Origin of the sequence: Mesobacillus thioparans, assembly GCF_965138835.1 — a bacterium.
Taxonomy (GTDB): Bacteria; Bacillota; Bacilli; order Bacillales; family Cytobacillaceae; genus Mesobacillus; species Mesobacillus thioparans.
Genome location: NZ_CBCSFH010000002.1, coordinates 181279 through 196801, shown reverse-complemented (window position 1 = coordinate 196801; position 15523 = coordinate 181279). Strand labels below are relative to the sequence as shown.

At 41.2% G+C, this 15523-nt stretch carries 13 protein-coding genes; 11 read left to right on the top strand and 2 right to left on the bottom strand.

Translation table 11 applies throughout. From position 1 onward, the window contains the following. Positions 1 to 10 precede the first annotated feature (10 nt). The 11 genes from ACNAZ4_RS05450 (at position 11) to ACNAZ4_RS05400 (ending at position 11773) form a co-directional block, all read left to right on the top strand. The gene (locus ACNAZ4_RS05450; protein ID WP_415813206.1) at positions 11 to 1651 is read left to right on the top strand and encodes an ABC transporter substrate-binding protein; all 1641 of its coding nucleotides are present in this window, start codon (positions 11 to 13) and stop codon (positions 1649 to 1651) included. 189 nt (positions 1652 to 1840) lie between these two features. Then, positions 1841 to 3145, top strand: a complete 1305-nt coding sequence (locus ACNAZ4_RS05445) for an amidase (RefSeq protein ID WP_415813205.1) — start codon at positions 1841 to 1843, stop codon at positions 3143 to 3145. Positions 3146 to 3149: 4 nt separating this feature from the next. After that, on the top strand, positions 3150 to 4289 hold the full coding sequence (locus tag ACNAZ4_RS05440) for a M20 family metallopeptidase (RefSeq protein WP_415813204.1): 1140 nt from the start codon (positions 3150 to 3152) through the stop codon (positions 4287 to 4289). 15 nt (positions 4290 to 4304) lie between these two features. Continuing rightward, positions 4305 to 5030 (top strand): creatininase family protein, encoded by a 726-nt coding sequence (locus ACNAZ4_RS05435; protein WP_415813203.1) that lies wholly within the window; start codon positions 4305 to 4307, stop codon positions 5028 to 5030. Positions 5031 to 5043: 13 nt separating this feature from the next. Then, a complete protein-coding gene (locus tag ACNAZ4_RS05430; RefSeq protein ID WP_415813202.1) occupies positions 5044 to 6288 on the top strand; it encodes a hypothetical protein in 1245 nt (414 codons plus the stop codon). A 66-nt stretch (positions 6289 to 6354) separates the two neighbouring features. Beyond that, the gene (locus ACNAZ4_RS05425) at positions 6355 to 6891 is read left to right on the top strand and encodes a GNAT family N-acetyltransferase (RefSeq protein ID WP_415813201.1); all 537 of its coding nucleotides are present in this window, start codon (positions 6355 to 6357) and stop codon (positions 6889 to 6891) included. A gap of 14 nt (positions 6892 to 6905) precedes the next feature. Next, positions 6906 to 8669, top strand: coding sequence for a M28 family peptidase (locus ACNAZ4_RS05420; RefSeq protein ID WP_415813200.1), 1764 nt, complete (start codon positions 6906 to 6908; stop codon positions 8667 to 8669). Continuing rightward, positions 8656 to 9393 carry an SDR family oxidoreductase gene (locus ACNAZ4_RS05415; RefSeq protein WP_415813199.1) on the top strand — a complete coding sequence of 246 codons (738 nt, stop codon included), beginning with the start codon at positions 8656 to 8658 and terminating at the stop codon, positions 9391 to 9393. The genes ACNAZ4_RS05420 and ACNAZ4_RS05415 overlap by 14 nt, the downstream gene beginning before the upstream one ends. A gap of 320 nt (positions 9394 to 9713) precedes the next feature. Continuing rightward, complete coding sequence (locus ACNAZ4_RS05410; protein ID WP_415813198.1) at positions 9714 to 10604, top strand: carbohydrate kinase family protein; 891 nt, start codon at positions 9714 to 9716, stop codon at positions 10602 to 10604. A 447-nt stretch (positions 10605 to 11051) separates the two neighbouring features. Beyond that, complete coding sequence (locus ACNAZ4_RS05405; protein ID WP_415813197.1) at positions 11052 to 11477, top strand: hypothetical protein; 426 nt, start codon at positions 11052 to 11054, stop codon at positions 11475 to 11477. After that, positions 11474 to 11773: a hypothetical protein gene (locus tag ACNAZ4_RS05400; protein WP_415813195.1), complete on the top strand. Its 300-nt coding sequence runs from the start codon at positions 11474 to 11476 to the stop codon at positions 11771 to 11773. The genes ACNAZ4_RS05405 and ACNAZ4_RS05400 overlap by 4 nt, the downstream gene beginning before the upstream one ends. Before the next feature lie 330 nt (positions 11774 to 12103). Here ACNAZ4_RS05400 and ACNAZ4_RS05395 read toward each other — a convergent pair whose 3' ends face one another. Both ACNAZ4_RS05395 and ACNAZ4_RS05390 read right to left on the bottom strand, forming a co-directional pair. Then, positions 12104 to 13720 (bottom strand): sensor domain-containing diguanylate cyclase, encoded by a 1617-nt coding sequence (locus ACNAZ4_RS05395; protein ID WP_415813193.1) that lies wholly within the window; start codon positions 13718 to 13720, stop codon positions 12104 to 12106. A gap of 312 nt (positions 13721 to 14032) precedes the next feature. Next, complete coding sequence (locus tag ACNAZ4_RS05390; protein WP_415813191.1) at positions 14033 to 15496, bottom strand: M20 family peptidase; 1464 nt, start codon at positions 15494 to 15496, stop codon at positions 14033 to 14035. Between the last annotated feature and the right edge of the window lie 27 nt (positions 15497 to 15523).

Below are 15523 nucleotides of genomic sequence, written 5' to 3'. Positions count from 1 at the left end.
GGGGAAACAAATGAAGAGGAAGAGTATCTTGTTTAGAGTGATGACGATGGCGCTGATCCTGTTGCTTGCTTTGACTGGTTGTAATAAGTATAACCAGGAGACAACTGCACCGACAGAAGGAAAAAACGAAGGAACTAAAAACGAAACGCCAGCAGAACCACAGGGTTCAGGAAATCCTGAAGTCTTCAATTTCGCCACCAACCAGGATATACCTCACCTTGACCCACATGGAACTGCTGCTAATACTTCATTCCGGGTAACTTATATGCTTTATGATTGCCTTGTTACTTATGATGGAACAGATACTGAAGTGAAACCTCAACTAGCTGAAAAATGGGATATCTCCGACGATGGATTAACTTATACGTTTTATCTGAATAAGGAAGCGAAGTTCCACGACGGATCTCCTGTGACTGCTGAAGCAGTTCAGTATTCATTCACCCGTGCAATTGATATCGGGAAATCTGCAGCAGGACAATTCAAAAAGGTCATTTCAAAGGATAGCTTTGAAATCGTTGATGACCATACAATCAAAATCAACTTAGAAAAACCATTTGCGCCATTCTTAAAAACACTTGGTACCGTTTTTGCGAACATCGTCAATCCTAAACTCGCAGAGAACCATGGTGATGATCTTGGAGAAAGTTACCTTGCTGATAAAGAAATGGGTTCAGGTCCATATGTTCTTGATAGCTGGGATCGTGGTCAGAAAATGGTGTTAAAAGCAAATGAAAATTATTGGGGAGAAGTACCGAAATTAAAAACTGTAAACATTATGATTGTCAATGAACCTTCAACTGCGAGGTTAATGCTTGAAAAAGGCGAAGTGGATTTGCTGGATTACTCTATGCTTTCCCCAGATGTAATGAAGCAGATGGAAGGCACGGAAGGAATCGATATCATCACACAGCCTGGATACCAGATTGATGATATCGCCATTAATATGGAGAAGAAACCTCTTGATAATGTAAAAGTCCGCCAGGCATTGGCACACGCAGTAAACTATGAATCTATCAATAATGATATTCTTCTGGGAGCGGGTAAGCGCATAGGCGGAATCATTCCAGAAGGCATGTTCGGATATAATCCTGATGTGAAGCAATATGACTTCGATCTTGATAAAGCAAAGGCTCTTCTTGAGGAAGCGGGGCTCGGAGACGGTTTTGAAACGGAAATCCTGATTTCTGAGAATAATGAAGTACGTAAAAATATTGCGGTCATGATGCAATCCGACTTTAAAAAGATTGGGGTCGACCTGAAAATCAAAACATTGGCATGGCCGACATTCCTGGAAACTGTCACTTCAGGAGGCCATCAGTTAGCACTCGCAGCATGGACACCAGATTACGCAGACCCAGATTACAATCTTTGGTACTTCGCTCATTCTACTAGTAAAGGGCCAGGATTCAACCTTGCTTTCTATGAAAATAGCAAAGTCGATCAGCTATTGGAAGAAGGCAGAAAGACTGTAGATGAAGCCAGACGCGAGGAAATCTACCAGGAAATCCAGGCTATCATGAGTGAAGAAGTGCCGTATATCTTCCCTGCACAGCGCCTTGTTCAAGCTACTCAAAGATCATGGGTTAAAGGTTACGAAATCAATCCAATGAACACATGGTATGTACCGTTCCAGAAGATGACGAAAGAATAATTCCAGTTAAGCGACCGCAGGACTATATTGTATGCGGTCGTTTTATTCCATCAAATTCAGTGGGTTGGAATGTCAAAAAGTGTGGAAACTTTAAGGCTGGCTGAATTGTGAATTTTCAAGTCCCAGCACTGGCGGACAATTCCAACCTATACTGAAAATAGGTGATGAATGATGAAACAGGGGTATGATTTGTCCATTTTGCAAGTGGCTGATTTATACAGGCAAAAAGAACTCTCACCGGTTGAATTAATCGGAAGCACTTTTGAAAGGCTTAAAGAAGTTGACTTTGAACTGAACAGCTTTATTACAATTCTGGAATCTGAAGCCATGGAAGCAGCGAAAGAAGCTGAAGCTGCTTTTTTAAGAAATAAAGAGCAGCATGTTTTATATGGCATTCCATATAGCCTGAAAGATCTCTATTTTACTAAAGACGTCAGGACAACGTGCGGGTCCCGAATTTTGAAGGATTATATACCTGATTACACAGCGCCCTTGGTATCAAGTTTGCACAATTGCGGTGCGATTCTTATTGGTAAAACCAATATGCTGGAGTTTGCTTATGGGATTGTTCATCCTGATTATGGCCAGACAAACAATCCATGGGATATGACAAAGACTGCTGGAGGATCCAGCGGTGGATCGGCCGCATCGGTGGCAGCCGGAATAGGATTGTTTTCACTGGGTTCAGATACAGGAGGATCAATAAGGATTCCCGCTTCTTATTGTGGAATAGCCGGGCTTAAACCAACATACGGTTTACTTTCGCTCGAAGGAATGTTTCCTTTATCGCCATCACTCGACCATGCCGGTCCCTTGGCAAAAAGTCCGGAAGATTTAATGGTTGTGATGGGTGCACTAGTGCCGGGTTTTCACTCTGCAAAACTTCCAAACACTCAAAAAAATACCATTGGAATTCTTCCAGCTGACAAAATCTCAGATGTTAACGAAGAGGTAGCAAGTATTTATATCAAGGCATTGGAACAGGTAAAGAAACTTGGATGGACAGTACAGGAAATTGAGTTGAAGTACTTTGATTTTACAGAAGAGATTCTTATGAATGTGCTTTTACCTGAAGCGGCTATCATTCATGAAAAATGGCTTTCCAGGAAAGAGGAATATGCTCCTTTAACATATACACAGATTGAAGCTGGTGTGGTACATCGATCGCTTGATTACTTGAAAGCGAAAAAGGAATTAGTGAATGCGAGAGAGAATGTAGACCGAGTATTGAGAGACGTGGATTTTTTACTCATGCCTACTGTTCCCTATCCTGCACCAGATGAGGACCCAGTCCTTGAGGAAGATATTGAAATGAAATTTACCGGGTTATTCAATATAACAGGTCACCCAGCTTTGACGATTAATGCAGGGTTTACAAAAAGCAAGCTTCCGGTTGGACTGCAGCTTGTCGGAAGATGTTTTGAGGACAAAAAAATGATTGAAGCAGCCATTAATTTAGAGCAAATGCTATCCCGATCAATGAAAGGAAACTAGATGAATGTCTGATTTATTAAATTACCTTAAAGAGCACAGTAACCAAATCACTGACACTTTGCTTAGGTTGACCAAGGCCGAATCTCCCTCTCATACAAAAGGTTTGGTTGATAATTGCGGTAAAGTCCTCAGAGAGGAATACGAGAAACTGTTAGGGAATTCCGTTGAAATGATTGAAAAAACGGAAGTTGGCAACCAATACAAATTTACATATGGAACAGGAGATGAGGAGGGGCAGATCTTAGTGATCGGCCACATTGATACAGTATGGGATGAAGGTGCACTGCCGATAAGGCAGGAAGGAAACCTGCTATATGGCCCGGGGGTCTTTGATATGAAAGGCGGCCTCACAATTACACTTTGGGCATTAAAGGCATTGAAAGAAACCGGTGTTCCGCTTAACAGGAAAATCACCTTCCTGGTAACAACAGATGAAGAAGTAGGAAGTACGCATTCAAAGGAAATAATCCTGGCAGAAGCAGAAAAAAGCTCCGTCGTATTTGTCCCAGAATCAAGTATCGGACCGGATGGAGCAGTAAAAACAGAAAGAAAAGGAGCTGCACAGTTCCTAATGAAAATTGAAGGAATAGCGGGCCATGCTGGAATCAATGCGTGGGATGGTGCAAGTGCTATCGAAGAGCTGGCTCATCAAATACTAGATTTGAAGAAACTAGCAAACCGCGATGAAGGAATTTCGGTAAATGTCGGTGTAGTGAATGGCGGAACCCGAGGGAATGTCATTGCTAAGGAAGCAGTCGCAGAAATTGATGTTCGTATCACTAAAAAGGCGCAGGCAGAAAAGATTTCAGAAGCAATCTGCAACAGGCCAATTTTTGTAAAAGGAACAAAAGTCGAGGTGCTTGGGGAGATCGATCGATATCCACTTGAACGGACGGAACCAGTGATTCAATTATATGAGGATCTTAAGGAGATCGCTTCGGCACACGGATACGAATTGAAGGAAGGATCTTCAGGCGGTGCTAGCGACGGAAACTTCACCTCAGGTATTGGCATCCCGACAATCGATGGGATGGGCCCGCTTGGCGATGGTGCTCATACAGAGCAGGAGCATGTCGACTTATCGAACCTTCCATACAGGGCTGCACTTATGGCTGAGATTATCAAGAAGTATGCCAATAAATGAAGGAGGTCTTACTTTATGTACATGATGGATTTAACAGCCTCTAAATTCAAAGAGGTAAAAAAGTCTGTAGACACCGTATTGCTGCCCATAGGAATGATCGAGATGCACGGGCCGCATTGTTCGCTTGGAACGGATGTATGGATACCGCGTGAGTTTGTCAGGAGACTGGACCAGAAGGTTGGTGATCGTGTATTGATGGCACCTGAAGTTGCTTACGGTCATTCTTGGGGTCTTGCTCCATTTGAAGGAACGATAGATATTTCTGCTGAAGCTTTTTCTCAATATGTCTTTGAAATCGGGAAAGAGTTCCACCGGAATGGATTTGACCAAATAGTCTTGTTCAATGGACATGGAGGGAATATCCCAAGTTTGACAACTGTTGCCGAGAAGCTTGCAGACATCGGGATGAAGGTTTTAACCATCAATTGGTGGATGGATTACCGCGAACAAATTTTAGAAATCACCAAAGGCCCCGGCCATGGTGGAGAAGACGAAACTTCATTGATTCTCGCGATTGATGAGAAGCTAGCTGATCCAAATCTTGCCGGTGACCATCAGATAAAGATGAATCCGAAGATCAAGTTTGAAAGATCAGGAATGAAATTTTTTGAAGATGGCTATCTAGGCAATGCTGGAGCGGCAACGGTTGAAAAAGGCGAAAGATTATATGAAATGATGCTAGAACTTGTCTTGACCGATATTGGAGATCTATGGAGGGTGGCATATGAATCGGTCAATTAAGGAGGAAAAGAACATGTTGAGATGGACGAATGAAACAGTTGGGGAAAAGATCGTTAATATCGTTGTCAGCTTGAATGAGCAGGCGCAAAAGTTACACAGCCAGGAGGTTGCCACGGCAAGTTACAGCCATGTGAAGCCAACACTTTCCAGCTTTGATGAGATCGGTAAATCTCTGGATGAGGTAGAAAGTAACCTCAAAGCTGCAGAAGGACATGAAGGAGAATATATGAGAGCGATGGCGAACGGGTTCCGCTATTTTGCCCGAAGCCTGCAGGGTGACAATGTTCCATATGAAGAACTAATTTCCAACATCCAGGAGCTGCCGTCCACCTTGATAACCGACCAGCAGTTAGAACATGCGAGGGAGCTGGTTGAGAAGGGATTGTCAGACCTTGGCTACAAAGGAAGCTTATTTGAGAAAGCATCTGCATGGCGTTCTGATACATTGATTGACCCTGAACAGGTGACATCAGTAGCGGAAAACTTCCGTGAAAACAGCAAGCAAAGTACTTTGAAAAGGGTGATTGGATTGCCAGAAGAGGATGGAATCGATTGGATCAAGCCGATCAGGGGAGTATTTTGGAGCGGGTATTCCAAATATACTGGCAATTACCGAGGGAATTTAACTTTTAATATTGACCGCCCATGGACAGAGCCAATCCTTGCGCAAATTATGACTCATGAAGGCTATCCTGGGCATCAAGCATTCTACTGCCGATGGGATTACTTATACCAGCAAGGAAAACTACCACTTGAAGCTTCATATTACCTGATCAACAGTCCAACCAATGCATTATTTGAAGGTGGACCTGAAACAGCCTTGAGCTTCCTCGGCTGGGATGATGTAAACGAGGAAACCCCTGGAGTAACAGATGAACAAAAACAACAGTATTTGCTTGCAAGGAATTACCTTGACTATCAAAGGATGTTTACAACAAACGCCTGCTATATGTTTAACCTCGGTCAGGTATCCGAGGAAGAAGCAATAGATTATTTAATCAACAAAGGCGGTATTACCGAAATTGAAGCAAACAATGCCTTCCGATTCTTCTCAGACCCTATACAAAAAACCTATTTCCCTTGCTACTATTACGGCCGTTGGATGGTGGGAAATGCTTATAAAGAAACTCCTAAAGAAAAACGAGAAGAATATTTCTCCATTCTCTATGACACACCACATACAACCAAAACGTTTATCAAAGCAATCAGCAAGCTGAACGGAAAAGAATTCGATGCATTTAACACGTTGAAACAATAAGTATGGAAGGTGAGGCTTTTGGGAGCTTCACCTTCTCTATATAAGGTTAAAAGGGAGCCAGTCACCATGATCGAATTAAAACACTTTACAGAAGAGGACATTCCACAACTTATAAGTTGGATTAGTAGTCCTGAATTTTTATTTCAATGGAGCGGAACAGGATTCACCTATCCTTTGACTGACCAGCAGCTCAATAAGTACTTGAATGAAGCAAATAAAGATGGGGCAAAGAATCATGCGTATAAGGTTATACACCTTGAATCCTCGAAGGTAATCGGGCATATTTCCCTTGGTTCAATCAATCTGCGTAATCGGAATGCGAGAATGTGCCGCGTCCTTATTGGTGATGACGATATGAAAGGCAAGGGTTTAGCTCCTTTTATGGTCAATAAGCTATTAAATATAGCATTTGAACAATTTGATCTGCATAAGGTTAGCCTTGCTGTATATGATTTTAATACTCCAGCTCTAAAACTCTATCAGAAAATGGGGTTTAAAACCGAGGGCTTGATTAGAGAAGCATCTAGAATCGGAAACGATTACTGGAGTTATTATGAAATGAGTATTTTAGGTCGAGAGTGGCGTTCACTAATAAATAATTAATGGGAGGAAGAACCTTGGATAATTTGACGGTGATTGAAAAAGAAATCATATCCCATATAGATGCGACTCAACTAATGGATTATAACAAGGAAATCGCTAAAGAGGTAAGGTTGTCAGGATCTGAAGAAGAGCTTCGTGCATTTAAGTATGTTCAACACACTTTGGAAAGCTTCGGGATAGAAACTGAACTTTCTTATCACGAAGCATATATTTCTCTGCCTGGTAAAACGAGCCTAAAGATAGATGGTACTGAGTTGACTTGCATCACTCACTCAATGGCACCCTCTACTACAGAGCGGGGAATAAGTGGAGAAACTGTTTATATTGGTGACTATTCAAATGATAAGCTTTCTTTTTCTAAGGGGAAAGTTGCTGTTGTTGAAGGAATTGCAAGCCCAGAAGTTATTGCAAAGGTAAGTGATGCTGGTGGCCTCGCTGCAATTTTTATCAATGGGCCCTACACCCACGAAATGATTGTTTCTACTGTATGGGGCAGTCCAACTCCTGAAAATATCTCTCAAATGCCAAAGATTCCTGTTGTTTCAATAAATGATGATACCGGGGTAATACTTAAACAGTTCATGAAGGAAGGAAAAGGCCAGGTAGAACTATATACCGAGGTTGAAACGAAATGGACTGCAATACCAACATTAACTGCTGATATTAAAGGAAAAGAAGAGTCAGATCATTTTGTGTTATTCAGCGGCCATATTGACTCATGGCATTATGGAGCTATGGATAACGGCTCGGCGAATGCGACGATGTTAGAAGTGGCAAGGGTGCTTTCAAAATATAAAGAGGAATTGAAACGATCGATACGGTTCGCTTTTTGGTCTGGACATTCGCATGGAAGATATGCAGGATCACAGGCCTACTGTGATCGTCATTGGGAAGAAATCCACGAAAATTGCGTCATGCATATTTATATAGATTCTGTCGGAGGCAAGGGAGCTACCATCCTGAGCGAAAGCAATTGCATGAGTGAAACTAAGGATTTAGCCTCTCACTATGTGAAGAAGATTACGGGCCAAAATTACATCGGAAGCAGGTACGGGAAATACGCAGACCAGTCCTTCTGGGGAGCGGGAGTTCCTTCCTTGTTTATGGGAATGTCGGAACAACCGTTATCCAATGACCCGATGTCTCAAAAAGTGTTTCAAGTTTTTGCGGGTAAAGAAGCAGGAGGATTTGGCTGGTGGTGGCATACCGTAGAAGACACAATCGATAAAATTGATCCGACAAACCTAAAACGTGATTGTGAAATCTATGCCCTCTCTATCTATAAAGTATTAACCGATGCTATATTGCCAATTAACCAGCTGGCAGCGGTAAAAGAGATCAAAGACACAATTAAAGAGTATCAAACAGCAGCCGGTGATAAAGTCGATTTGAACATAACGGTGGAACGATTAAATAAACTGGAAGAAGTCCTTACGAATGCACAATCCGATTTATCGTCATCAAATTTGTCGATTGAAAAACAGAAAGAAATAAATAAGATCATTATGGCGATCTCGCGCAATCTTGTTCCCCTTAATTATGTTAGTACGGATATTTTCGAGCATGATGCAGCGATTCGTTTATCCCCAATTCCTTCGCTCTCCTCAATAAATAGAATTGCTGCATTGGAGAAGGGAACGCATGACTATTTTTTATGGAGAACTTCTATAAACAGACTGATTAATAAAGTGAATTATCTACTCAAAAATGCACTTGAAGAAGCTAGTAAATTATTAACTGTTATTGAAAAAAGGAGTGGGAATTATGTCAGCAATTAAAAATAAGGTCGTAATCATTACAGGTGCAAGCAGCGGCATTGGCCGAGCAACAGCTGTTAAATTAGCAACTGAAGGAGCGAAAATCGTTCTTGCTGCCAGAAGAGAAGATCGGTTGCAGCAGCTTGCAGAGGAGCTGCAAGCACTTGGCGGTTCAGCTATATATAAAGCAACCGATGTCACATCATTGGAGCAGGTACAAAGTCTAGCCGGTTTCACTTTGGAACAGTTCGGTCAAATCGATGTACTTTTCAATAATGCTGGAATCATGCCACTTTCCTATATGAAGAATAATAGAGTGGAAGAGTGGAATCAAATGATAGATGTTAACATTAAAGGAGTCTTACATGGCGTCAGCGCGGTCCTTCCACACATGCTTGAACGAAACAGTGGGCATATCATCACGACAGCTTCAGTAGCAGGTCATGGAATCTTCCCTTCAGGAACAGTTTATTGTGCAACGAAGTTTGCTGCCAGGGTTATAATGGAAGGGCTGAATAAAGAATTGACGAAATCAAATATCAGGACTACAACCATCTCACCAGGAGTCGTAGATACAGAGCTGCCAAACTTAATTGTAGATCCAGAAGTGAAGCCAATATTTGAGAACCCGGACCTTCCTTCTATACGAAGTGAGGATATTGCGAACGCCGTTCAATATGCACTTTCACAACCTGCATCAGTTGCTGTGAATGAAATTATCATTAGGCCAACGAATCAGGGTTGATGAATGTATATTGATACCTTTTACTAATATTATCAAGAAAAATTAGTTTGGTAATTTAAATATACTGGTCATACCATCGTTCAAAAGTCACCTGTTGAAACAGGTGGCTTTTATTTAGCCAATGTCTCTCAAGTGGGTGTTGTCCCCTATCTAAAATTGTCTCCAGTCAAATATAGTTCTCGAATTTGTTGACGGCTAGACAAAGAAGAAGATAAGGTCTTGAGATTTATCTGTTATGCTTGATTTATCGAAAAAAAGTTTGATTCGCAGTCTTCGGAATTTTTGTTAATAAAAGCTATTGGAAAAAGGAGGAAATAAAGTTGGGTAATGTACTTATTATAGGTGGAACCACATTCGATTCAATTATTCATCTGGAAAAACTTCCAGATCCTGTGCCTCAAACAATTCACTTTGCAGCTTTTTCAGAGACTCTGGGCTCCACTGGTGCGGGGAAAGCATTAAACCTTTCAAAGCTTATGGTGCCTGCAACACTTCATTCCATCATTGGTAATGATGAATATGGATCGAAAATTAGAATGAAACTGGGTGAAAGCGGCGTAGATTTTATTTATGATCATGACCCGCGGGGGACAGAGAGGCATATCAACTTGATGAGTCCTATAGGAGAAAGGATATCGATATTTGTTACCCAGTCATCATCAGAATTGCATCTGAATTTGCATAGGATTGAGCAGCTAATCAAAGAGGCTGATTTGGTTGTTTTGAACATCATTGCTTACACAAAGCAACTGATCCCTATGATAAAAAAATATAATAAACCTGTGTGGACCGATTTACACGACTATAATCCCGGCAACCCTTATCATGAGGACTTTATTGAAGTCGCAGACTATATCTTTGTCAGTTCTGACAATATGCCTGATTATAAACCTATGATGGAGAAGTGGATATCCATGGGTAAAAAGCTGGTTGTCTGCACACACGGAAAAAATGGATCTACTGCTTTAACTGATAATCACAAATGGATCGAAACCCCGATTATCAACGAGTATCAATACAAAGATGCAAATGGGGCAGGGGATAGCTTTTTTTCAGGTTTCCTATACGGTTATTCAAAGGGCAGGTCCACAGAGGAATCACTTAAGCTAGGTACAATTTGCGCCGGACTTTGTATATCTTCCAAGGAGTTGGCCTATGAAGAACTGAACCCTCATTTACTTGAAGAAGAGTATGCGAAATATTTTGGTTAACTCGGAGTGTTTTGTTCCTATGTATATATAAAATTTCTCACTATACAAAGGAAGTGACTGAATGTTTATCAAAGGAAAGGACATCTCGAGTTCGTAAACTCAGTTATCATTAAAGTTGACTATCGTAGCCATATGGGAATTACTAAGCGGAGAATTTCCTGCTATTATCTTTAGAGGTCGCTTTTGGAGCAGTATAGTCGGAGAAATTTCCGGTGACTGCTAACAATTGGACAAAATCCTCCGATTCCAATTAAATAAGCGGAAAAACGACTCTTATTTTGAAGGAAATGAGGGTCGTTTTGAATTTAAACGGAATTAATCCGTTTATCTTGTGAAGTCAAGGAGCCTTTTTTAAAAACCGTATAAAGGAATATTCACTAATTCCACGAATAAATAAGGAGTGAATGAAGTTTGAAATTGGATAAATATTAGAGGAGGAAATCAACGTTGAAATCATTAGTCGGTGGGTTGGTTTCAGGAATAGCCCTCGGACTATTCCTGAAATGGATTCAAGACTTTACGAATCTCAAGGTATATACCTTATTGCTGAATGTGGATTACGTGCCAATCATTAAAAACATACAATTACCAGAGATTATTGAATTCGGTTTACATTTGGTCATTTCGATCATGCTTGCCTTAATATTGAATGTGTACATAAACAGAAAGAGCCTTAAGAAAGCAGCCATTTATCGATTAGTATTAAGAGTGAGTTTAATCGTTGGCTTACTGCTATATCCATCGACACTTCTTTCAGAACGGACACCGTCAATTACCGATGCATATGCGTTTTTAGTATGGATGGCAGGGCACTGGATTTATGGCATTATTTTAGGGAGGATATTATCACATAAGGGAGGAGAGAGGGTTTGAAAAAGAGAAACTTTTATATTTTAACAGTCGCAATCTTAATTTCCCTTACATATGGAGTTTCCATATGGAACAATTATCGTGAAAAGAACTTGACGGACGTGCTAGATTCAGCACATATCGAAAAGGTTTATTTCAAGCATCTGCCGATAAAAGATGATATGGCATATAATCGTCAAATAACAGATGACGATTCACTTCAAGAGCTAATGGATTTCTTAAGTCAATATAAGGTGAAAAAAGCGGGGACCGTGATTTTGTTTCAGAATATCCTGATGAGCAATTCAAGTTTCAATTAGAATACGAAGACGACAGAACGACCATGCCTTCGTTAATTGAAAGGAATATTCTATTACACGATCAGTATCAATATGAAATCACCAACGGACCAGTAGATGATGAATGGCTGGAGGAATTTTTAAAGGACAAGGCTGAGGAGGTATAAAATGAATTTGTTTCCCAGTACATTGAAACCTTTTGAAGAAGTGTTTCATTTATATACATTATCAATGACTATCATTGTTCTTTAACTAGCTGCAGTGAGGAAGAACAGCGGAGTTCTTGAAATCCAAATTACACTAAGCCTGACCAAACATAATGCCAGGAGTACATGCTACTGGCATCTGTTTTTAATTTAGATGGAAAGTGAATTTGTTTTTACCGTTCCTCTTGGAAGCATATAGGGCCTCATCAGCATAACTAATGACGGTAAACGGATCGGTATCATGATCGGGCCAAACTGCACCGCCGACACTGCATCCGACTTTTAGCATGACCTTATCGAAAATATAAGGCTTGTTAATATTTTCGATAAGTTTATATGCGATTGTATTAAGGATAGGTTCTACTGGTTTATTTGGTGTGTCTATTACGATAAGGAACTCATCGCCACCAAGTCTGAAGATGGAATCTTCTTTTCTTGTACTCTCTTTTAGTCTGTTTGCCACTTCTTTGAGTACCATATCTCCGGTTTGATGTCCATGAGAATCATTGATTTGTTTAAATCCATCCAGATCTAAATATAAGAAAGCCAATGAATGCCCCATATTGTTTGGTTTTTTTAGGAATTGTTCCAGAGCAACTCTGTTGCCAAGGCCGGTTAAAAGATCCTGACGTGCAAGGGTCTCCATTTCCCCCAAATCGGACTCAGTCCGGATCAAAGAATCAACGAGATCCCTAAGTGAACCAGAAAGGAGTTCAAGGTCATGAATCCCTTTTATGTAGGGGATCGCCGCTTGATTTCCTAGTCTCAAACTATGGGCAGCATTCGTTATTTTCCGTAATGGACTTGTTACAAACCCGGCGAGAAGCCAGCCTATGACCGCAAAGATGACAGCAGTAAATGTACCAAGTTTAATAATGAAGCTTTTTAAGGTATCAACAGGTGCAAATGCGTCCTCAACTGGAATTCGTACTATGACAATCCAACCCAGTCCTGAATAATCATGATGTCCGTCACCAATCGAAAAGCCTGTAAGATAGCTTTTTCCATCAGGCCATTGTTCAACAAGCCAGCTATTTTCACCTTTCCTGGCATTTTGTACACTGGTGATATCTAATATTTCCCCAGCCATTTTGGGTGGTCCAAGAAGCACAGTATGGTCATTCCCACTTATAACAAACACTTCGGCTCCGCTTAGTTCGTCTTTCAACGGTTGCACAATCTCATCTTTAACTTGTCGTGACCATTCCCAGCTCAGATGTGCGGCAAGAACACCGGTGAAGTTCCCGTCCTTATCAGATAAAGGATTGCTGATGTCGACAAATTGCATCGGCTCTCCAGTTGGATTCGGAAGCAAATTCGCAAGAAGCACAGCGTTATGAACATCACCAATAAAAGTGCCGTTTTTGCCTTCATGAAAAACAGGACGCTTTGAAATATCAGAGCCTAACAATATTTTATCTGTTGCTGCTACCACATTTCCTGCAGAGTCGGTCAGACCAATCCATGAAAATACGGGAATACTGGACTTTAATTGGTCAAGTATTGCCTGTGCTGACTGTAGGTCTTCCTGGGATTTAATATCCTTTATTTGGCTCAAGGCTTCAACTTCCCCAATCCTTGACCACATGAAATAATCCAATTTATCTGCCATATTGTAGGCAGTCGTAGATAGGCTGTTCCCAATCTCTCTTTTGATCGTTTCACCGGAGTGCCTGCTGATTGTTATGCTCAACAGCATCGTCAATACGATGATTATGACGCCAAAAAATAGAGCCATATAGGCTCGTAGGTTGAATTTCATGTAAAATAATCCCTTTCGTGCATATGCTAAAAATCTCTACATGGTTATTTCGACATTTTTGGCAATTTCTTTAGTAGAAATAATTTCTATTTTGATTGACATTTTGTTAGGATCGTGCAAATTCCACCAAAAACCAAAGCAGCAAGAGTGAATTTAACAAGCGATATCTGTTCAATCATAGGAGTATGTGTCGAACGGTCTGTTGAAAAAATGGACCACCAGATTGCTTCTGAATTGAAACTGGATGCAATCAGCCAAAACAGAAAGAATATTAGAATCGAAAAGATATAAAATTTTATGATTACACCTCATTTATTGCTTATCGCTCTCTCGAATGATTTCCATATAGAAACGGATGGCATCCAAATAGTTCTCAATACTGATATGCTCATTCGTCCCATGCATCCGGTTCAAATCATCCGAGGTCAGTTGGACGGGGAGGAATCTGTAAGTATTTTCGGAAATACTGTCATAATGCTTTGCATCAGAGCCGGCGAACATCAGATAGGGAGCAATGACTGCGTCTTGATAAACGTTGCGGGCGCCTTGCTGAATAGCCTTAAACTGCCAGCTGTCAACAGAAGAAACACCCGAAGCTTCAGAGCCTTCAATCGTCACTTTAATTTGGTCGTCATCTATTGTTTCTTCAATATATTGCTTCACTTTGTCCAGTGAATCTCCAGGCATAAGACGCAGGTTGATAATCGCTGCAGCTTTTTCTGGGAGTGCATTATATTGCTCTCCAGCATGAAATATCGTTGGAGCAACCGTTGTCCTGATCAATGCTGCCGATGCAGGCTGCTGTAAGAGGATTCTTTCGATTACTGGTTCAAACATCAGCTTGTTCGCAAATACATATTTCATCCCAAAGCTCATTTCAGGTGCGACGAATTCAAACAAGTCTTCGCCAGGTCCCTGCAAGTCGGCAGGGAATTGGGTTTCTTCCAGCTTAGAAATAGCGCTTGCAATCCTGCCGATATTCGTCCGATTTTTCGGCTGGGAAGAATGGCCGCCACTGCCTTCAATCATAAGTTCTGCTGTTGCTGACCCTTTCTCGGAGATACCGACGACACCCACTGGCTTATCGACTCCAGGTACCATGTTTTCGACGATCGCACCGCCTTCATCCAGGACAAAATCAAAATTGATACCTCTTTTATTCAAAGTCCGGACAATCTCGCTGGCACCTTCATCTCCGCCAATTTCCTCATCGTATCCAAACATAAAATAGATGTCACGGTCAGGTTGATACCCCTCCGACAGCAGATGCTCGGCAGCTTCAAGGATGCCAATCACACCGATTTTGTCATCAAGTGTTCCGCGGCCCCAAATCTTACCGTCTGCTATGGTGCCGCTGAAAGGGGGATGCTCCCAGTTTTCCTCGGTCCCTTCAAGAACAGGAACTACATCATAATGGCTGGTCAAGCCCACGGGGGACTTTTCTTGGTTAGAACCCTTCCACCTATAAACAAGTGCGTAGTCATTCACTTTTTCCATTTCAAGATTCTGGTAAACTTTCGGGAAGCTTTTTTCCAAAAAAGAAAGGAAAGAGGAAAATTCAACCATGTTCATCTTACTGCGTTCCTGATAGGAAATCGTCTTGAATTGAATGGCTTGTGACAGTGTTTCAATCGCATGGTCTTCATCTAGGGTACCATTGAAAGGATCAGGTTGAGGCTGACGTGATTTCAAGGTGAGGGTGTTGAACATGGTGATGGTGATAAATAAAAGGAGCATGACGCCTATAATAGTTAGCGATAACTTCAGCTTTTTCATAGATTACTAGAACACCTCCTGTTTTTC